The following is a 19,796-nucleotide window of genomic DNA, read 5'->3' as shown; positions in this document are numbered from 1 at the left end:
ACGGGCCGGGGCCGCCGGGCGTCGGCCCCCTCGAACGAGGCTCCGACCTGGGTTACAGTCTCGCTGACGACAGGTCCACCACGCGCCGGGTTCCCTAGACCGGGCGCAGGGCCGGACCGGTCGTGTTTCGTCCCGAAACCCTAACCCGAGGGGTGGTACAGACGATGGCTTCATCGTTCCCGCGCGGAACCGAGTGCACCCTCACTCGTGCTCCGCATCACATCATCGACATCCACGGCGCGCGCTCCGTCGCCGCCACACGTCCGTCGGTCGTCACGGTCACCCGCCGTGCCGCCGACCGGTCCCCCGTCGCCACGGCTCCCCGCCGTGTCGCTGCACGGGTCCCCGCCGCCGCATCCGTCCCCGGACCCGGAGGCCGGTGAGTCATGGCACTCACCGGTCGCCGTCTCGAGGTCGACCGGATCGCGACCCTCGCTGCACTCCCTCGTGAGTCAGCGATGGTCGTCGTCGGCGACCCTGGTTCCGGACGCAGCAGCGTCCTCGGCGCGGTCGCAGACCGCGTCGCCCTCCCCGTCGTGCGGGTCGGAGGCAACGGGAGCGAGTCCCGTTGGCCCCTGGCCGGCGTGACGTCCCTGTTCACCGCGCTCGACGACCCGCGCGCCTCGGCACACATCGCCCTGCTCCTGCAGGCGAACGCCGCGGCGACCGCGGACACCACGGCACCCGGCGCCCCGCAGACCGCCAGCGGGACGGCCGGTTCCGGTCTCGCGGCAGCGCACGACTTCCTCGAGGCCGTGCAGACGCTGACCCTGCCGCCGACGCTCGTGCTCGTCGACGACCTCGACCTGATGGACGCCGAGAGCCAGGAGCTCATCGCGTTCCTCGCCGGTCGTCTCGCCGGGACCGCGCTGCGGCTCGTCGTGACGGTCCGTTCGGTCCCGGCCACCAGCCCGCTGGCGGCGCTGCCGACCCTGCGGCTCGAGCCGCTCGGTGCCGACGACGCCCTCGCGGCGGCACGCACGATGGCGCCGTCCGACGCGAACGACGGCGTCCTGACCGTCCTCGCCGAGGAGACCGGCGGCAACCCCGGTGCCCTGCGCGAGCAGCTGGACGTGCTCGGTCGCGACCAGCTGACGGGCACGGAGCCCGTCGTGCTGCCCCTGCGCCCGACCGCGACGGCCGAGGCGATCACCGCACGACGGATCGACGACGGTCTGCTCGGCACCGACGCGGGACGAGATCTGGACGTCCTCGCGCGGCTCGCCCTCGTGCCCGTCGCCCGCACGGCCGGCTGGGACCGCGACGCCCTCGACGAGCTGGCGGACGCCGGCCTCGTCACGGTGCGCGGGCAGACCGTGACCGTGCGCGACCCCCTGGTCCGCTCGGTCCTGTACTGGCGCATGCCCGCCCGGGCACGTCGGGCCGCGCACGCCGAGCTGGCCGCGGCGAGCGCCACCGCCGACCCGCGTGCCGCCGCGTGGCACCGCAGCTTCGTCGACGACGTCCCCGACGTCGTCGCCCTGCTCGACGCCGCGGCCGGGTACGTGTCGGACGGCGCCCCGCAGGCGGCCGTCGCCCTCGCCGAGCGTGCACTCCACGTCGGCTCGGGCAGCGAGCTGGAGCGGTCGGCACTGCTCCGGGTCGTCGAACTCCTGCTCGGCAACCGCCTGCTCGGTCTGGCCGCCCGGTACCTCGCCGCGATCGGACCGTTCCGGCACACCGAGGACGAGGTCCGTCGGCTCCGGCTGCTCTACTCCGTGCAGTACCTGCGCGGGGAGACCGTGCACGCCGACGAGCTGCTCGTCCCGGTGGGGCCGGACGCGGCCGAGGCGGGGGCCGTCGCCGGACTGCTCGCCATGGTGGCGAGCTTCCGCGCCGAGACGTGGGACCTCGACCAGGCACGTGACCTGCTCGCACGGGTCGACGCGCTCGACGTCCCGCTGTCGCCGCACACCGTCGAGATCGTCCGCGCCGTGGGCTGCTTCGTCGCGGCGCTCGACGGGACCCTCCCGCCGGACACCGAGCTGTACGACGGTCTGGCGACCGCCGAGCTGCTCGCGCTCTCGGACCCGGGCCTGCTCCTCGTGGCGCACGCCCTGAGCACCGCGGAGCGGTACCGCAGCGCCCGACGGGTGTTCGCGCTCGTCCTGGCCCGCAGCATGGAGACACGGGCCGTGTGGACCGAGGTGGCCCGGTACCTGACCGCCGAGAACGAGCTCCGGTCCGGCAACTACCGGCAGGCGCTCCGCGCGATCGACGCGTGGGAGGACGGCGCCGGGGCGGGACCCCGTCAACCGGCACCGTCCCGGGCGATCGCGGTGGCGTGGCGGCACTTCGCCGAGGGCCGTTCACAGGACGCGCTCGAGGTGATCGACCGCTGCCTGGCACTGCGCACGACGAACCTGCTCTGGGCGACCACCGCCCGGCTGCACGCGCTCCGCGGGCGGATCCTGCTGCTCGACGGCCGGGCCGAGGAGGCCGTGGTCGCCCTCGAGGCGGCCGACGCCATCGCCCGACCGCTGCGGAACCCGACCGTGCTGCGGCACCTCGGGGACCTCGTCGAGGCGAACGTCCGACTGGGCCGCACGGACGACGCGCGCGCCGTCACGGCGCGCCTCGCGGCGGACCACCACGCCCGCCCGTCCCGCTGGGGCGCGCTCGTGCTGGCCAGGAGCCTGGCGCTCGTGGCCGACGACGCCACGCGTGACACCGCCCGTCGACGTGCGCTCGAGCTGTTCCAGCCGCACGACTCGCCGTACGAGCGTGCTCGCACGTTCGCGGCGCTCGCGGCGATCGCCTCCGCCGCCGAGCGTCCCCGGCTGGGAGCGGCGGCGGCCGCGGCGTACGAGGCGGCCGGCCTGCGCCGTCCGCTCGTGACGCCGGCGCCGACGGCGGCGATGCCCGCCTCCGGTGCGCTGTCGGCGTTCCGCTCGGGTCCCGTCGCCTCCGCACAGGACGCGGGTGCGCCGCGCAGCGCCCCGGACGCGTCCACGGTGCTCACCTCGCTGACCGCCGAGGAGCGTGCGGTCGTGCAGAAGGTCACCGAGGGGTTCCGCAACCGCGAGATCGCGTCGTCGCTGTTCATGTCGCAGCGCACGGTGGAGCTGCGGCTCACGCAGATCTACCGCAAGGTCGGTGCGCGCTCGCGCTCGCACCTGGTCGCGCTGCTCACCTGATCGGCGCGGGTCGCGGTGGACGCGACCACACGACGGAACGGGAGGCCCGGTACCAGCTGGTACCGGGCCTCCCGTTCCGTCGTCCCGCCCCGTCGACGACGTGGGTCGCCTTGCGGGAGTCCGCACCGGGTCCTGCCCGGTCGCACCGCGAGCGCGGTGAACCGCAAGAGGCGGTGGTCGCCGTTGTCAGGGCCGTGCCGTCCGCGGGACCCTTCTGGTGCACCGACCGCCGTGCCCTCCCCCGAGGGCAGGCCCGCGTACCCCGTCCGGTACCCGAACCGTCGACCCGCGGACCCGTCGTCCGTCCTCGCCTGATCCGAGGACGGGCCCGGACCGCCCGACGGTCCCGGACGCGCGGCCGACCCGGCGGCGGTCGGTGCCGACCTCCGGCTCCACCAGGAGTCCCCTCCCTGCGAACGGACCCCAGATGTGCGGCATCATCGCGGCGCGCGTCACCGACGACGCGACGCCCTTCCTGCTCGACGGCCTCGAGCGGCTGGACCACCGCGGGCACGACTCGGTCGGTGTCGCGGTGCGGACCGCGGCGGGACGGATCGCGACCACGCGGACCCTGACCCGTGTCGGTGACCTGCGCACGCGGCTGGCCGGCCGGTCGGGCACCGTGCCTGCCTCCGACGCGTCGACCGGCGTCGGGATCGGGCACGTGCGGCGGGCGACGCACGGGCCGGTGCGCGAGGCGGACGCGCACCCGCACGCCGACTGCACCGGCCGGGTCAGCATCGTGCACGACGGCGTCGTCGACAACGCCCGGCGGCTGCGCACCGTGCTCGAGCGACAGGGGCACGTCTTCACCTCGGACGTCGACTCCGAGGTCATCGCCCACCTCGTCGAGCGAGCCCTCGTCGTGGACCCGGACCTCATGCTCGCCGTGCAGCTCGCCACCGCCCAGCTCGAGGGGTCGTGGGCGCTCGTCGTGCTGGACGCCCGGGACGGCCGGATGGTCGCGGCGGCGAACGGGTCGCCGCTCGTCGTGGGGCGGTCCGACCGCGGCGACTTCGCGGCGAGCGACGTCGGTGCGATCGCCGCCTGGTGCGAGACCTTCGTCCCGCTGCGCGACGGGGACGTGGTCGAGCTCGGCGAGGCGTGGGCGTGGTCCTCCGAGGGGATCGCCGTCCCGGTGCCGTTCCCGACGCCGTCCCCGTTCGCCGCCGTCACGCCGGACCGCGGCCACCACCCCGACCACATGGCGAAGGAGATCGCCGAGCAGCCCGCCGTCGCCCGCGACCTGCTCGCCCGCCTCCGGCACCGCACGGTCGACGGCAGCACCTGGGCCGGTCTCGGGCTGCCGGCCTTCCGGCGACTGGCGGTCGTCGCGTGCGGGACGTCCCTGCACGCCGGGCAGGTGGTCGCGGGCACGATCCGCACGCTCGGCGGGGTCCCGACCGACGTCGTCGTCGCGAGCGAGGCCGAGCAGGTGGTCCTCGGGCACGGCACCCTGGTCCTCGCGATCGACGGGTCGGGTGAGACCGCCGACGTCCTGCGGGCCCTCGACCAGCTCGACCCGCGGCACCCGGTCCTCGCGCTCACGGACGACGTGCACTCGTCCCTCGCCCGCCGCGCCGACGCCGTGCTCGACTGCCACACCGGGCCCGAGGTCGGCGTCGTCGCGACGAAGCGCTTCACCGCGCAGGTCGTGGTCGGCGTGACGACCGTGCTGTCCGCGCTGGTGGCCTCCGGACGCCTCGACACGGCCCGGGCGACCGCACTCGTCGAGGACCTCGCGGAGCTGCCCGACCGGATGAGCGCGGCCGCCGCCGTGGCCGCCGAGCGGATCCCGCTGCTCGCCGCCACCGTGCGGGACGCCCCGGGGTTCCTGCTCACCGGACGCGGCCCCGGCCTCCCGTACGCCGCCGAGGGCGCCCTGAAGCTCACCCAGCTGAGCGGCCGGTGGGCGGAGGCGCACCCGGCCGGCGACCTGCAGCACGGCCTGCTCGCACGCGTCGACGAGGGCACCCCGGTGCTGGTCGTCGACCACGGCGACCGACGCCTGCAGACCGCCGTCGCCCACGTGCGGGCGCACGGCGGGTTCGTCGTGACGATCGGCGGCGAGGACTCGGACGTCCCCGTCCTGTCCGCTCCGGGTGGTCTCACGACGACGGGACCGGCACGCCCGGGCGGGACGACCGGCCTGGCGTGGGGCCGCGACCTCGCGCCGTGGGGTCCGGTCGAGGCGGTCGTGCCGCTCCAGATGCTCGCCCGGGAGCTCGCGCTGCAGCACGGGTTCGAGGTCGACAAGCCGCGTCACGCGGCGGGGTCGGTGACGGTCCGATGGCCCGGCACAGCAACACCAACCGGGTGACGGTGGTCGTCGCCGCGACGACCGGGCTCGTCGTCGTCGCGACGCTCGTGCTCGTGGTCGTCTCGACGCTGTCCGGGGCCTGACCGGACCGGGACCCGGAGCGGCCGCTCCGGTCCGCGCGGCGTCACGCTCGTCACGACCCGTCCAGCGCCGTCATCGGCAGGCCTGCCATCCTGGTGCCTTGACCTCCGCCACGCCCTCCCTCGTGTTCATCGCCGTCCTCGTCGGCGCAGTCCTGCCGTTCGTGCCGTTCGTCGGCCGGGTCGCCCGGATCGCGGCCACCATCGCCCACGAGGTCGGACACTGCGTCGTCGTCGTGCCGTTCGGCGGCCGCATCGACCGGATCGACCTGCACGCCGACGGCTCGGGTGAGGCCTGGGTCCGGCTCGGCCGGGTGCCCGGTGCCGTCCGGTGGCTCGTCCGCGTCCTGAACCTGTTCGCCGGCTACAGCGCACCGGTGTGGGCCGGCGTGCTGCTGCTCACCGGGGTCCTCGACGGGTCGCGGTGGCTGCCCGTGGCGGTGCTCGCCGTGATCGGGCTCGTGGCGCTCGCCTTCGTCCGCAACTGGTTCGGCCTGCTCGTCGTCGTCGGGTTCGACGCGCTCGCGCTCTGGGTGGCACTGCGCCCGTCCGAGGCCACCGTGCTCGTCGTCGCCGCCGTCGGGGCGCTCTTCGTCGTCGACGGTCTGCGCTCGGTCGTGCAGGTGGCGCGCTGGCTGCTGACCGGGGCCCGGGTGCAGACGGACTTCCACATCGCCGCCGCCGAGATGCGGGTGCCCGCGGTGGGCTGGTTCGTGCTGTTCCTGGCGGGGAACACGCTGGCGGTGTGGCTCGCCCGGGAACCCCTGCTCGCGGTGTGGGACACGATCGCGGCCGGGGTGCGGGCACTGGTCTGACCCGGCCCGCAGAGCGAGCAGGATGGGACCGTGCACGTCGACGTCGTCCTCACCGCCCTCGGGTCCAGCCACCATCCGCTCGCCGCGGACTTCGCCGACTTCGTGCGGACCCACGGCGACACGGCCCTCCGGCGTGACGGGCGGCCGGAGCACCTGACCGCGTCCTGCTTCGTGCTCTCCCCCGACCACCGGCAGGTCCTGCTCTGCCTGCACCGCAAGGGCGGGTTCTGGGTGCAGTTCGGCGGGCACCTCGAGCCGGACGACGTCGACCTCGCCGCAGCCGCCCGCCGCGAGACCCGCGAGGAGTCCGGGATCGCCGACCTCGAGCTGGTGGACACGGGCATCGCCGACCTCGACCGGCACGCGCTGCACGACGGGTTCGCCTGCGCGGCGCACCGTGACGTCGGGTTCGTGGCCGAGGTGGATCCGGCCGCCGCGACCGTCGTGAGCGACGAGAGCGACGACGTGCGCTGGTTCGCGGTCGACACACTGCCGTCGCCGCTCGCCGACGGGTTCGCGGCGCGGCTCGCCGCCGTCCTCGCCGACCACACCGGCGACCGCGACCGCCTCGCCGGGCACCACGCCGCCCCGGCCACGTAACCGGAGGTCGCAGACACCCCGCAGCGCACGACGGCCTGCGAGAGTACCGGGACCACCACCAGCTCACGGAGGGACCCCATGGCGCACGAGCACGGCTTCGCCACCGAACAGGTGCACGGCGGGTTCCTGCCCGACACCGCACACGGCGCACGGGTCCCCGCGATCCACATGTCGTCCGGGTTCCTGTTCGACGACTTCGAGCAGGCTCGGGACCGCTTCGCGGGCACGGACGACGGCTACACCTACACCCGCCTCGGCAACCCCACGAACGCCGACGTCGAGCGCCGCGTGGCCCTGCTCGAGGGCTGTCCCGAGGCGATCCTGGTCGGCAGCGGGCAGGCCGCCGCGACGATCGCGTTCCTCGGTGTCCTCCAGGCCGGCGACCACGTCGTCAGCGCCCGCAGCATCTACGAGGGCACCAAGGGGCTGCTCGTCCAGAACCTCGGCCGGCTCGGCATCGACGTCGACTTCGTGTCGGACCAGCGCGACCTCGACGAGTGGTCCCGGCTCGTCCGACCGAACACGAAGGCGTTCTTCGCCGAGACGATCCCGAACCCGAAGAACGACGTCCTCGACGTGACCGGCGTCGCGGACACCGCGCACCGCGCCGGCGTCCCGCTCATCGTCGACAACACGCTCGCGACCCCGTACCTCGTCCGCCCGGTCGAGCACGGCGCCGACATCGTGGTGCACTCGGCGTCGAAGTTCCTGTCCGGCCACGGCGCCGGGCTCGGCGGCCTGGTCGTCGACGGCGGCCGGTTCGACTGGGGCGCCGAGCCCGGCCGCTTCCCGCACCTCACGCAGCCGGAGCCGTCGCTCGGCGGGCAGAGCTACGTCGAGCGGTACGGCCGGCGCGCGTTCGTGGTCTTCGCCCGCGACGTCGTCGCCGCCCGCATCGGGGCATCGCCCTCCCCCTTCAACGCCTTCCTGCTCCGCCAGGGCATCGAGACGCTCAGCCTGCGCGTCGAACGGCACAGCGCGAACGCGCTGGCCGTCGCGTCCTTCCTGGAGGCACAGCCGGAGGTGACGAGCGTCGACCACGCGGGTCTCGCCTCCAGTCCGTACCACGACCTCGCCCAGCGCTACCTGCCTCGCGGAGCCGGCTCCGTCTTCGCCTTCACGCTCGCCGGCGGCGAGCCGGCGGCACGCGCCTTCACCGACGCCGTGCAGCTCATCAGCCGGATGACCCACCTCGGCGACGTGCGCACGCTCGTCCTGCACCCCGCGACCACCACGCACGCGGGCCGCACCGCGGCCGAGCGCGCGGACATGGGCATCGACGACGGCCTGCTCCGGCTGTCGGTCGGCATCGAGGACGTCGCCGACATCATCCGCGACGTCGAGCGCGGGCTCGCCGCGGTGCGCGCACTCGGTCAGGGCGCCGCGTCCGGCGGGGCCGTCACGTCGGCCGCCGGCGACGGCCGGGAGGCGCGCCCCGCGTCCGGCGGGGCCGTCACGTCGGTCCCGGGCGACGGCAGGGAGGCGCGTCCCGCCTCCGTGCCGGACGTCGCGGCGCTCGCGCACACCGTCCCGCAGGCGCACGTCCTGTCCGAGGACCTCTGACGATGGGCGCACTGCAGCACGTCGGGTACTTCTTCTCGCGCGGGTTCGGCCCGCAGGCATGGGGTCGTGCGGACTGGGACTGGGGCCACGACTGGACGAAGCCCGACCTCTACCAGCAGTCCGTGCGCGCGCTGGAGCAGGCCGGCCTCGACCTCGTCATCGCCGAGGACGCGATCTCGCTCGGCAACCCGGCGACCCTGGACCTGCGGATCCGCCAGGCGTACGGCGGCCCGAAGCACGACCCGCTCCTGCTCGCGCCGTACCTGTTCGCGGCGACGTCGCACATCGGGATCGTGCCGACCGTGAACGCGGGCATCACGCCGCCGTACCTGGCCGCCCGGCAGGCCGCCACGCTCGCGCACCTGTCCTCCGACCGGTTCGGACTGAACGTCGTCACCGACACCGGCAGCGCCCGGCACGTCGGCGCCGCCCCGCTGCCGCACGACGCCGCGTACGACCGCGCCGAGGAGTGGATCACCCTGCTGCGCCGGCTGTGGCACTCGTGGGGCGACGGGTACGTCGGGGACCGCTCCTCCTGGCACTTCGCGGACGGGGACGCACTCGACGCGTTCCACCACGAGGGCACGTACTTCACCGCCGACGGCCCGCTGAACGCGCTGCCGCTCGAGCGCGACCCCGTCGTGGTCTCCCCCGGCGGCTCGGGACGTGGACTCGGCTTCGCGGGCACGCACTCCGACGTGCAGCTCGCGCTCGCACCGCTGACGTCCGCTGCGGTCCGGGACTACCGGGCGCGTGTGCACGCCGCCGCGACCGAGGCCGGACGCCGTCCGGAGGACGTCCGGGTGCTGTTCGTCCTCAAGCCCGTCGTGGTGTCCTCGCCCGAGGAGGCCGACCGGCTCGTCGCCGTGTCCGCGCACCCGTCGGACGCCGAGCTCCGTGCGGCGGCGGTGGCCTGGTCGAGCGACTCCGAGACCGACCTGCTCGCGCTCGACCTCGACGCACCGATCCCGGACGGCACCTTCGGCGAGCACGTCTCCGCCGGCACGATCCGCGGGCTCCTCGGTGACACCCCGGACGCACCCCTGCGCGAGCTGCTCACGCGGAAGGCACGGCTGGGGCGGATCAGCACGCGCGAGGGCTTCGTCGGGACCGCCGAGGAGTTCGCCGACTTCGTCGAGGAACTCGGTACCGACGCCGACAACGACGGCGTGATCCTGTCGGGCGACCTGCACCCGGCACAGGTGTACCGGATGACGGGCGACCTCGTCCCCGCGCTCCGGCGCCGCGGCGTCCTGCGCAGCGAGTACGGCGACGGGGGCCTCCGGGCGAACCTGTTCGACTTCTGACGGCGCGAACGGCGAACGCCCCGGTGCCGTCCGTGGGGACGACGCCGGGGCGTTCGGTGGTGCCGGGCGACGGCAACAGCGTGACAGCGGATCGGACGGTCGGCAGGTGGTGGAGATGGGGGGAATCGAACCCCCGTCCATCGCTGCAGTTCGACGTCTTCTACGGGCGTATCCGGATGATGCGTTCTGCTCGGCCCCGTCCTTTGCTACCGGCTTCTAGGACGACGGGCCCAGTCTCAGTGCAAGTCCCACACGGCCCTGAGGCGCAACCGTGCAGCAAGTCCTCTGGATGACGCCGGAACTCAGGTTAGAAGACGATCACCTGGCCGACGGACTTCATGTGCTGGGCTGCTTACGCAGCGAGAGCGAAGTCAGTGCGCTTGGAATTGGCACTTGTTGTTTTCCACGGATCGTTCACGAGATGACCGTGGGTCCTCGGCCCGCTTCCCGTCGGCGCACAGGCAATGTCGAAACCGATCATCCCCGTACAGGCCGAACCGAGCGAGCCGCTGTCACGCTGTTGAGTTGCCAACGCTCCCGGAGGAGCGGTGCTCCCGGAGGAGCAGTCCCTCAGTCTAGACGACCGAGGGGTGGATTGTCACGGTCAGTCGCCGAGCCGGTTGCGCGAGCGCATCGCCCGCTCGGCCTCGCGCTTGTCGGTCTTCTCGCGCAGGGTCTGGCGCTTGTCGAACTCGCGCTTGCCCTTCGCGACCGCGATCTCGACCTTGGCGCGTCCGTCGTGGAAGTAGATCTGCAGCGGCACGAGCGTGTAGCCACCCTGTGCCGTCTTGTGCGAGATCTTCACGATCTGCTGCTTGTGCAGCAGGAGCTTCCGCTTGCGCCGGGGTGCGTGGTTGTTCCAGGTGCCCTCGGTGTACTCGGGGATGTGAACGGCGTCGAGCCACGCCTCGCCCTTGTCGATGAACGCGTAGCCGTCGACGAGCGAGGCACGACCCTCACGCAGGGACTTCACCTCGGTGCCGGACAGCACCATGCCCGCCTCGTACGTGTCCTCGATGAGGTAGTCGTGGCGCGCGCGACGATTGGTCGCCACGATCTTCTCGCCGCGTTCCTTCGCCATGGTGGTTCCCTCCGAACGGTCGCTGCCGGGGTGTCCCGACGGCACGACCGGTGCCGTGCTCTGCTCGCTGCCGGTGTGCAGCCCTACAGCCTAGTGAACACGGACGGGGCCGCGCACCTTCCTGGGCGTGTCCGCCCTGGCGCGTCGGTCCCGTCCGGGTGTCCGCAGGAGGATCAGACGCGCAGGTACCGTCGGATCGCGATGGACGCTGAGACCCCGGCGAGCAGGACACCGATGACGATGACCGCCGGGACGACCACGGCAGCGTCGCTCATGCCGATGAACGCCGTCCCGGAGAACCGTCGCGCCAGGTAGTTCCGCACGAAGAACCAGACGACCGCGGTGATCGCACCACCGGCGAGGACCGCCCCGATGGCGGCGGCGATCACCCCCTCGAGCACGAACGGTGTCTGGATGAAGCGGTTCGACGCGCCCACCAGTCGCATGATCCCGAGCTCGCGCCGTCGACTGAACGCCGACAGCCGGATCGTCGTCGCGATGAGCAGCACCGCGGCGACGAGCATGAGCGAGGCGATGCCGATCGCGGTGTACGACGAGGCGTTGAGCAGGTTGAAGATCGGCTGCAGGTAGCCCCGCTGGTCGACCACGCTCTGCACGCCGGCGACCTTCGACAGGCTCTCGACGAGGACGTCGGCCTGCGACGGGTTCTTCAGGTTCACCCAGAAGGTCTCGTTGAGGTACTCGGGCTTGACGAACTCCGTGGCGGGCGAGTCCTTGAACTGCTGCTTGAACCGGGTGAACGCCTGGTCCTGGTCCTCGTAGTAGGTCTTCTCGATGTAGGGCTTGAGCGTCGACGAGTCGAGCTGTGCCTGCACCTGTTCGCGCTGGTCGTCGGTCGCCTTGGCGCCCGTGCAGTTGCCCGTGGTGTCGGTGTCGGTGCAGAGGTAGACCGCCACCTGGGCCCGGTCGTACCAGTAGCCCTTCATCTGGTTGATCTGCATCTGCAGCAGGATCGCGGTGCCGACGAAGGTCAGTGAGATGAAGGTCACGAGGACGACCGACACGACCATCGACGCGTTGCGCCGCAGGCCCGAGCCGACCTCGGACATGACGAGCCCGAGCCTCATCGGATGAGTCCCGGGATCGTCTGGATGCCCGTGGTGTTCGACACCGCGGCGCTGCGCTGGACCGGGACCGCCTGGGTCTGGTACCCGCCCGACTGCTCGTCGCGCAGCACCGTGCCGTTCGACAGCTCGATGACCCGTCGCTGCATCTGGTTCACGATGCTGGCGTCGTGCGTCGCCATGAGCACGGTGGTGCCTCCCTGGTTGATGCGTTCGAGGAGCGCCATGATCCCGGCCGACGTGGTCGGGTCGAGGTTGCCGGTGGGCTCGTCGGCGAGCAGGACCGCCGGCTTGTTGACGACGGCGCGCGCGATCGCGACGCGCTGCTGCTCACCACCGGACAGCTCGTGCGGCATGCGCGTCGCCTTGCCGGCCAGGCCGACGAGCTTGAGCACGTCCGTCACGGCCTCGCTGATGAAGCCCTTGCTCTTGCCGATCACCTGCAGCGAGAACGCGACGTTGTCGAAGACGTTCTTGTTCGGCAGGAGACGGAAGTCCTGGAAGACGACGCCGAGGTTGCGCCGGAAGTACGGGACCTTGCGCGACGACAGGGCACCGAGCCGCTGGCCGAGCACGTGGATCTGCCCGCGCGAGGGCTTCTCCTCCTTGAGCACGAGGCGCAGGAAGCTGGACTTGCCGGAACCGGACGCGCCCACGAGGAAGACGAACTCCCCCTTGAGGATCTCGAGGGAGACGTCGTCGAGCGCCGGACTCGGGTTGCCCGAGTAGACCTTGGTGACCTGGTCGAATTTGATCATGACCGGATCAGGGTAGGTCGGCCGGACCGGAAGTCAACCGAGGCGCGCGGCTCAGCTCCCCCACGAGGACGCTCAGGAATCGCCGCCCTGCTTGCGCCAGCGGATGCCCGCGTTGATGAAGCCGTCGAGGTCGCCGTCGAAGACCGCGGACGGGTTGTTGACCTCGTGCTCGCTCCGGAGGTCCTTGACCATCTGGTACGGCGCCAGCACGTAGGAGCGGATCTGGTCGCCCCAGCTCGCCGTGATGTTGCCGGCGAGCTCCTTCTTCTTCGCGTTCTCCTCCTCCTTCTTCAGGAGCAGCAGGCGCGACTGCAGGACCCGCATGGCCGCGGCGCGGTTCTGGATCTGCGACTTCTCGTTCTGCATCGAGACGACGGTGCCGGTCGGGATGTGGGTCAGGCGGACCGCGGAGTCGGTCGTGTTGACCGACTGCCCACCGGGGCCGGAGGACCGGAAGACGTCGACCCGGATGTCGTTCTCGGGGATGTCGATGACCTCGGTCTCGGGCATGAGCGGGATGACCTCGACCGCGGCGAACGACGTCTGGCGCTTGCCGGCCGCGCCGAACGGCGACATCCGCACGAGGCGGTGCGTGCCGGCCTCGACGGACAGGGTGCCGAAGGCGTGCGGCGCGTCGACCTCGAACGTGGCGGACTTGATCCCGGCTTCCTCGGCGTAGGAGGTGTCCATCACGGTGGTCTTGTAGCCGTGCTGCTCGGCGTACCGGAGGTACATGCGCAGGAGCATCTCGGCGAAGTCGGCGGCGTCGACACCACCCGCCCCGGCACGGATCGTGATGACCGCCGGACGGTCGTCGTACTCGCCGTCGAGGAGGGTCTGCACCTCGAGGTCGCCCATGGTCTTCTGGATCGCCTTGAGCTCGGCCTGGGCCTCGACCGCGGACTCCTCGTCGTCGGCCTCGTTCGCCATCTCGACCAGGACCTCGAGGTCGTCGATGCGCTGCTCGGTGTCGGTGATCTTGCGCAGTGCCGCCTGGCGGTGGGACAGCGCACTCGTCACCTGCTGCGCGTGCTCGACGTCGTCCCACAGGTCGGGGGCGCCCGCCTGCTCGCTGAGTTCGGCGATCTCCTGCTGCAGGCGGTCGACGTCGACCACCGAGCGGATGTTGCCGAACGTCTCGCGGAGGGAGGAGAGCTGCTCGGAGAAGTCCAGTTCGACCATGGTGCCCGATCCTACCGGTGCGCACCGGCCCGGAGGCCCGCCCCACCTCCGCCTGTGGACTGGCGCCCGCTCCGCGGCGGCTGTGGAGGACGGAGGCCGCCTCCCGAGCGTGCGCGGCCGAGCAGCCGCGCACGGCGCGGCGGATCAGCGGCCGAGGAGCGGCGCGCGCGACGCCATCCCGGCAGCACCGGCCCGCGCGACCGCGTCCGGCAGCGCCGCGAGGAACGCGTCGACGTCGGCCTCGGTCGAGGTGTGCCCGAGCGTGATCCGCAGTGCCCCGCGCGCGTCCTGCTCGTCGAGGCCCATCGCGAGGAGCACGTGCGACGCCTCGGGCACGCCGGCCTGGCAGGCGGACCCGGTGGACACGGCGACCCCGGCGGCATCGAGGAGGAACAGCAGCGAGTCGCCCTCGCACCCGGGGAACGTGAAGTGCGCGTTGCCCGGCAGCCGGTCCACCGGGTCGCCCATGAGCACCGCCGAGGGCACCGCAGCCACCACCCCGGCGACGAGTCGGTCCCGCAGCGCGGTGACGTCGGCGTGCGGGGTCCCCGCCGCGACGCCGAACGCGGCGGCCGACGGCGCGTCCTGCGTCCCGCTGCGCACCTGGCGCTGCTGGCCACCGCCGTGGATGAGCGGTTCGACGGTCGAGCCGCGGCCGAGCACGAGCGCCCCGATGCCGACCGGTCCCCCGACCTTGTGCGCGGAGACGCTCAGCGCGTCGAGGCCGGACGCGCGGAACGACACCGGGACCTGCCCGTAGGCGGCGACCGCGTCGCTGTGCACGGGCACGCCGGCGGCGTGCGCGAGCGCGACGATCCGGTCCACCGGCTGCAGGGTGCCCACCTCGTTGTTCGCCCACAGGAACGTGACCAGCGCGACGTCGTCGGCGGCGGCGAGTCGCGCCTCCAGGCCGGCGAGGTCGACGCGACCCTGCGCGTCCAACGGGACCACGTCGACGACCGCGCCCTCGTGTCGCTCGAGCCACTCGACGGTGTCGACCGTCGCGTGGTGCTCGCCGGCGGGGACGACGATGCGCGGACGGGGGCGGTCCTGCTGACGTGCCCAGTACATGCCCTTGACGGCGAGGTTGATGCTCTCGGTGCCGCCGGAGGTGAAGACGACCTCGACGGGCTCGGCGTCGAGCGAGCGGGCGACGGCCGCGCGGCCGTCCTCGAGCAGCATCTTCGCGCGCTGGCCCGCGCTGTGGATCGACGACGGGTTGCCGACGGTGCCGAGCGCGGCCGTGAAGGCGGCGAGCGCCTCGGGCAGCATCGGCGTGGTCGCGGCGTGGTCGAGGTAGACCGGCGCACGGTCGGGCCGGTCTGGCTGGTCTGGCCGGTCGTTCTTCTCGGGCATCGGGCACCCCCTGGTCGAGCGGTTCCAGGATACCCGCGCGGCCTCGTACCCTGGGTGCCGTGCACGAGACCGCGACCGACGAGACCCCCGGCTTCCGCCTCGGCGACGACGGACCGCGGTTCTCGGTCCGGTCCGCCTCGGCGACCTCCGTCACCCTCGTGGTGCAGCGCACCGGTGGCGCGGAACCGGTGCGCTTCACACTCGAGCGCGCCGACGGCAGCGACCGGTGGTCCGCCCCGACGCCCGGCGTGGTGCCGGGCGACCGCTACCACCTGCTGGCGGACGGCCCGACCGCGCCGCGGCACGACTTCGACCCGAACCGGCCGCTGCTCGACCCGTACGCGCGCGGCATCGTCCCGGTGGACCCGACCGACGGGGTCGGCGGCACCGGGCGGCACGCGGCGACCGGCCAGCGCTGGACGTCCGAGGTCGTCGACGACGCCTTCGACTGGGGCGGCGTCGTCAAGCCGGTCGTGCCGCTCGACCGGGTCGTCGTGTACGAGGCGAACGTGCGCACCCTCACCGCCGCGAACCCGCACGTCCCCGAACACCTGCGCGGGACCTACGCCGGGGTCGCGCACCCGAGCACGATCGCGCACCTGCACCGCATCGGCGTGACGACCCTCGAGCTGCTCCCCGTGCACGCCTTCGACACCGAGGGGTGGCTCCGTGCCGCCGGCCGCGAGAACGCCTGGGGCTACAACTCGCTCGGCTTCTTCGCCCCGCACGCCGCCCACGCCTCCGCCGACGCCCGGGCGGCCGGCGCCTCGGCGGTCCTGCGCGAGTTCAAGGGCATGGTCCGGCTGCTCCACGAGGCCGGGATCCAGGTCGTGCTCGACGTCGTCTACAACCACACCGCCGAGGAGGGCGTCGGCGGTCCGACCACGTCGCTCCGCGGGATCGACGGTCCGCGCCACTACCGGTGGACCGAGGACGGCAGCAGCCACCACGACACGACGGGCTGCGGCAACACCCTCGACACCTCGGTGGGCGCGACCGCCGACCTCGTGGTCGACAGCCTGCGGTACTGGGCGCGCGAGGTGCAGGTCGACGGCTTCCGCTTCGACCTGATGGCGGCGCTCGCCCGTGACGCGCAGCACGTCTTCGACCCGGACCACCCGCTGCTCGAACGGATCCGGCGGCACCCCGACCTGCAGGACGTGCTCGTCGTCGCCGAGCCGTGGGACGTCGGCCCGGACGGCTGGCGCACCGGTGCGTTCGGCGCGCGGACGAGCGAGTGGAACGACGGCTTCCGTGACACGGTCCGGCAGTTCTGGTTGGGCGACATCGCCGAGGAGCGCCGCAAAGGTGCCCCGCGGGCGGGCATCGGCGCGCTCGCCGGGGTGCTCACGGGGTCCCGGCACCTGTTCGGCCCGGAGCGTGGTCCGCTCGCGAGCGTCAACTTCGTCACGGCGCACGACGGCTTCACCCTGCTCGACCTGGTGTCGCACGACCGCAAGCACAACGAGGCGAACGGCGAGGACGGCCGCGACGGCTCCGACGACAACCGCTCGTTCAACCACGGGATCGAGGGCGACACCGCCGACCGTGGCGTCCGCGCCGCCCGGGGCCGCTCGATGCGGAACCTCGTGGGCACCCTCATGCTCGCCGCGGGCGTGCCGATGCTCACGGCCGGCGACGACCGCAGCCGCACCCAGCACGGCAACAACAACGCGTACGTCGTCTCCGGTGACCTGACCCCCGTCGACTGGTCGGACGACGAGGACGCCGAGTCGATGACCGAGGTCGTCGCCGCACTGGCGCGTCTGCGTGCCGCGCACCCCGCGCTCCGTCCCACGCGGTTCGGGGTCGAGGGGCAGGAGACGCCCGGCGCGACCCGGATGTCCTGGTACGGCCCCGACGGTCGTCCGATGACCCCGGAGGGCTGGGACCAACCGATCCACCGTGCGGTGCAGTACTACGCCGAGTCGACGCCCGAGCACGAGCCGTCCGACCGGGTGCTCGTCGTGGTGCACGGCAGCGGACGGACCCGGGACCTGACGCTGCCGGTCCGCGAGGACGTCCTCGGGTACCGCCTCGCCTGGTCGAGCGAGAAGCACCGCGACCACGAGCGGCTGCGGCCGGCGGGACAGGTCTTCACCGCGTACGGGCCGGGCATCCACGTGTTCGAGGTCGCGTAGGGCGCACGTCCGCCCGGCTCGGGTCGGGCATCGGGCGCCCTGGTCCGGCCTGTCGGCCGGCGGCCGCCCAGGGGGCGGACGGGAGGCCCGTGGCGGGCCCGCCACGGGCCTCCCGTCCGCCCCCGTGGTCGCGTCCGCGCGCTTCCTCCACAGAGGGCGCGGCGCGCCCGGTCGTGCACAGAGCGCGTCTTCCGGGGAACGCCGGTCCGCCAGCCGGGTAGCGTCGGCTCCGTGGCCACTGCAGACCGACCCCGCCGACCGAAGATCGGGCGCATCCCGATCACCCAGCTCGCTCCGACGACCCCGAACGGGTTCCCGTCGAAGGCCTTCGACGGCGAGGTGATCACGTTCGGTGCGACCGTCTTCCGCGAGGGCCACGGCGTGATCGGTGCCGACCTGGTCCTCGAACGACCCGACGGCGGCACCCGCACCGTCCCGATGACGCTCGTCGCCGCCGGGACCGACCGGTACGAGGCGACCGTGCAGGTCGACCACACCGGGGTGTGGACGTGGCACGTCGAGTCCTACTCCGACGACTGGGCCACCTGGCTGCACGCCGCGCGGTTGAAGATCGCCGCGGGCGTCGACACCGAGGCGACGCTGCTCGACGGCGCAGCCCTGCTCGACCGCCTCGCCGCCGAGACCGACTCGACCGCGGCCGTCCGCGCCGCCGAGCAGGTGCGCGACACCGCCCTCGAGCCGACGGAACGCCTGGCGGCCGTCGACGACGCCCGGATCACCGGCGAGGTCGAGGACAGCCCCCTGACCTCGCTCCGCACGCACTCCCCCACCCAGCTGCTCGACGTCGAGCGCACCCGTGCGGGCGTCGGCGCCTGGTACGAGTTCTTCCCCCGCAGCGAGGGTGCCCGCAAGAACGCCGACGGCTCGTGGAAGAGCGGGGACTTCCGCACCGCGGCCCGTCGCCTGCCGGCGGTCGCCCGCATGGGCTTCGACGTCGTGTACCTCCCCCCGATCCACCCGATCGGCACGACCGCGCGCAAGGGACCGAACAACACCCTGACGCCGGGACCGAACGACCCGGGCAGCCCGTGGGCGATCGGGGCGCCCGAGGGGGGCCACGACGCGATCCACCCGGACCTCGGGACCGAGGACGACTTCCGCGACTTCGTCGAGACGGCGAAGAACACCGGCATGGAGGTCGCGCTCGACTTCGCGCTGCAGTGCTCCCCCGACCACCCCTGGGTCGAGCAGCACCCGGAGTGGTTCACGGTCCGGGCCGACGGCTCCATCGCGACCGCCGAGAACCCCCCGAAGCGCTACCAGGACATCTACCCGATCCAGTTCGACTCCGACCCCGAGGGGATCGTCGCCGAGGTGCTGCGCGTGCTGCGCCACTGGATGGCCTTCGGCATCCGCATCTTCCGCGTGGACAACCCGCACACCAAGCCGCTGTGGTTCTGGGAGCGCGTCATCCGCGAGGTCCGCGACGAGCACCCCGACACGGTGTTCCTCGCCGAGGCGTTCACCCGCCCGGCGATGATGCGCGCCCTGGCCGAGGTCGGGTTCCAGCAGTCCTACTCGTACTTCACCTGGCGCAACACCAAGGAGGAGATCGAGGACTACTTCGACGAGCTCAGCCACGAGACGAGCGCCTACCTGCGCCCGAACCTCTTCGTGAACACGCCGGACATCCTCACCGAGTACCTGCAGTTCGGCGGTCGGGCGGGCTACAAGGTGCGCGCGGCCCTCGCGGCCACCGGAGCGCCGACCTGGGGCATGTACTCCGGCTACGAGCTCTTCGAGGACGTCGCCCGTCCCGGCTCCGAGGAGAACATCGACAACGAGAAGTACGAGTACAAGCCGCGCGACTTCGCCCTCGCCGAGGCCGAGGGGGCGAGCCTCGCGCCCTACGTGACGATGCTCAACCGCTTCCGCCAGGCGCACCCGGCGCTGCGGCAGCTGCGCAACCTGCACGTGCACAGCGCCGAGGACCCGGCGATCGTCGTCTACTCGAAGCACCTGCCCGGCGAGTTCATCCGGTCCGGCCGTGCCGACACCGTGATCGTCGTGGCGAACGTCGACCCGCACTCCGCGCGCGAGACGACCGTGCACCTCGACCTGGCCGCCCTGGGCCTGCCGACCGAGCAGGCGTTCGACGTCCGCGACGTCGTCACCGGTCAGCGCTGGGTCTGGGGCTCGTCGAACTACGTCCGCCTGGACGCCTTCCAGGAGCCCGTGCACCTGCTCGTCGTGGAAGGACCGCACCGATGACCGACCGTGACCCGAAGGGGACCGAGCCGATGGGCGACGCCCGACCGACACCCGTCCCGCCGAGCCGTGGCCAGGGGCCGAGCGTCCCGCCCGTGCCGCCGCCCCCGCCGCCCGTGCCGCACACCGCGCCGTCCGCAGC

General features: G+C 73.0%; 13 protein-coding genes and 1 other RNA gene. 8 read left to right on the top strand and 6 right to left on the bottom strand.

All coding sequences use genetic code 11. The annotated features are described in order from the left end of the window. The first annotated feature begins 386 nt into the window (after positions 1 to 386). The 6 genes from BEP24_RS08020 to BEP24_RS07995 all read left to right on the top strand — a co-directional run bounded on the left by BEP24_RS08020 (position 387) and on the right by BEP24_RS07995 (position 9,822). Complete coding sequence (locus tag BEP24_RS08020; RefSeq protein WP_065962130.1) at positions 387 to 3,137, top strand: LuxR family transcriptional regulator; 2,751 nt, start codon at positions 387 to 389, stop codon at positions 3,135 to 3,137. A gap of 427 nt (positions 3,138 to 3,564) precedes the next feature. Continuing rightward, entirely contained in the window at positions 3,565 to 5,457 is a 1,893-nt protein-coding gene (glmS, locus tag BEP24_RS08015) for a glutamine--fructose-6-phosphate transaminase (isomerizing) (protein ID WP_065962127.1), read from the top strand. 181 nt (positions 5,458 to 5,638) lie between these two features. Then, a complete protein-coding gene (locus BEP24_RS08010) occupies positions 5,639 to 6,352 on the top strand; it encodes a M50 family metallopeptidase (protein ID WP_065962126.1) in 714 nt (237 codons plus the stop codon). Positions 6,353 to 6,382: 30 nt separating this feature from the next. Then, positions 6,383 to 6,952 carry an NUDIX domain-containing protein gene (locus BEP24_RS08005; protein ID WP_065962125.1) on the top strand — a complete coding sequence of 190 codons (570 nt, stop codon included), beginning with the start codon at positions 6,383 to 6,385 and terminating at the stop codon, positions 6,950 to 6,952. A 78-nt stretch (positions 6,953 to 7,030) separates the two neighbouring features. After that, positions 7,031 to 8,515 (top strand): PLP-dependent transferase, encoded by a 1,485-nt coding sequence (locus BEP24_RS08000; protein WP_083230211.1) that lies wholly within the window; start codon positions 7,031 to 7,033, stop codon positions 8,513 to 8,515. Between the two features lie 2 nt (positions 8,516 to 8,517). Further along, positions 8,518 to 9,822: an LLM class flavin-dependent oxidoreductase gene (locus BEP24_RS07995; RefSeq protein ID WP_065962123.1), complete on the top strand. Its 1,305-nt coding sequence runs from the start codon at positions 8,518 to 8,520 to the stop codon at positions 9,820 to 9,822. Positions 9,823 to 9,929: 107 nt separating this feature from the next. Here the strand turns inward: BEP24_RS07995 and ssrA are convergent. The 6 genes from ssrA to BEP24_RS07965 form a co-directional block, all read right to left on the bottom strand. After that, positions 9,930 to 10,307, bottom strand: a transfer-messenger RNA (tmRNA) gene (gene ssrA / locus BEP24_RS07990). 119 nt (positions 10,308 to 10,426) lie between these two features. Further along, positions 10,427 to 10,903, bottom strand: a complete 477-nt coding sequence (gene smpB / locus BEP24_RS07985) for an SsrA-binding protein SmpB (protein ID WP_065962122.1) — start codon at positions 10,901 to 10,903, stop codon at positions 10,427 to 10,429. Between the two features lie 173 nt (positions 10,904 to 11,076). After that, entirely contained in the window at positions 11,077 to 11,991 is a 915-nt protein-coding gene (gene ftsX, locus BEP24_RS07980; protein WP_065962120.1) for a permease-like cell division protein FtsX, read from the bottom strand. Beyond that, the gene (gene ftsE, locus BEP24_RS07975) at positions 11,988 to 12,746 is read right to left on the bottom strand and encodes a cell division ATP-binding protein FtsE (protein WP_065962119.1); all 759 of its coding nucleotides are present in this window, start codon (positions 12,744 to 12,746) and stop codon (positions 11,988 to 11,990) included. Before ftsE ends, ftsX begins: the two co-directional genes overlap by 4 nt. A gap of 72 nt (positions 12,747 to 12,818) precedes the next feature. Beyond that, complete coding sequence (gene prfB / locus BEP24_RS07970) at positions 12,819 to 13,928, bottom strand: peptide chain release factor 2 (RefSeq protein ID WP_065962117.1); 1,110 nt, start codon at positions 13,926 to 13,928, stop codon at positions 12,819 to 12,821. A 144-nt stretch (positions 13,929 to 14,072) separates the two neighbouring features. Continuing rightward, the gene (locus tag BEP24_RS07965) at positions 14,073 to 15,284 is read right to left on the bottom strand and encodes a cysteine desulfurase family protein (RefSeq protein WP_065962114.1); all 1,212 of its coding nucleotides are present in this window, start codon (positions 15,282 to 15,284) and stop codon (positions 14,073 to 14,075) included. A 59-nt stretch (positions 15,285 to 15,343) separates the two neighbouring features. Here BEP24_RS07965 and BEP24_RS07960 point away from each other — a divergent pair, with 59 nt between their 5' ends. Together BEP24_RS07960 and BEP24_RS07955 are read left to right on the top strand one after the other, a co-directional pair. Then, the gene (locus BEP24_RS07960; RefSeq protein ID WP_065962113.1) at positions 15,344 to 17,425 is read left to right on the top strand and encodes a glycogen-debranching protein; all 2,082 of its coding nucleotides are present in this window, start codon (positions 15,344 to 15,346) and stop codon (positions 17,423 to 17,425) included. A 231-nt stretch (positions 17,426 to 17,656) separates the two neighbouring features. After that, complete coding sequence (locus BEP24_RS07955; RefSeq protein ID WP_171898753.1) at positions 17,657 to 19,657, top strand: alpha-1,4-glucan--maltose-1-phosphate maltosyltransferase; 2,001 nt, start codon at positions 17,657 to 17,659, stop codon at positions 19,655 to 19,657. Positions 19,658 to 19,796: the final 139 nt, after the last annotated feature.

It is taken from the genome of Curtobacterium sp. UCD-KPL2560 (genome assembly GCF_001705035.1).
GTDB lineage: Bacteria > Actinomycetota > Actinomycetes > Actinomycetales > Microbacteriaceae > Curtobacterium.
The sequence above is the reverse complement of the archived record's forward strand: the minus strand, read 5'-3'. Positions and strand labels throughout refer to the sequence as shown.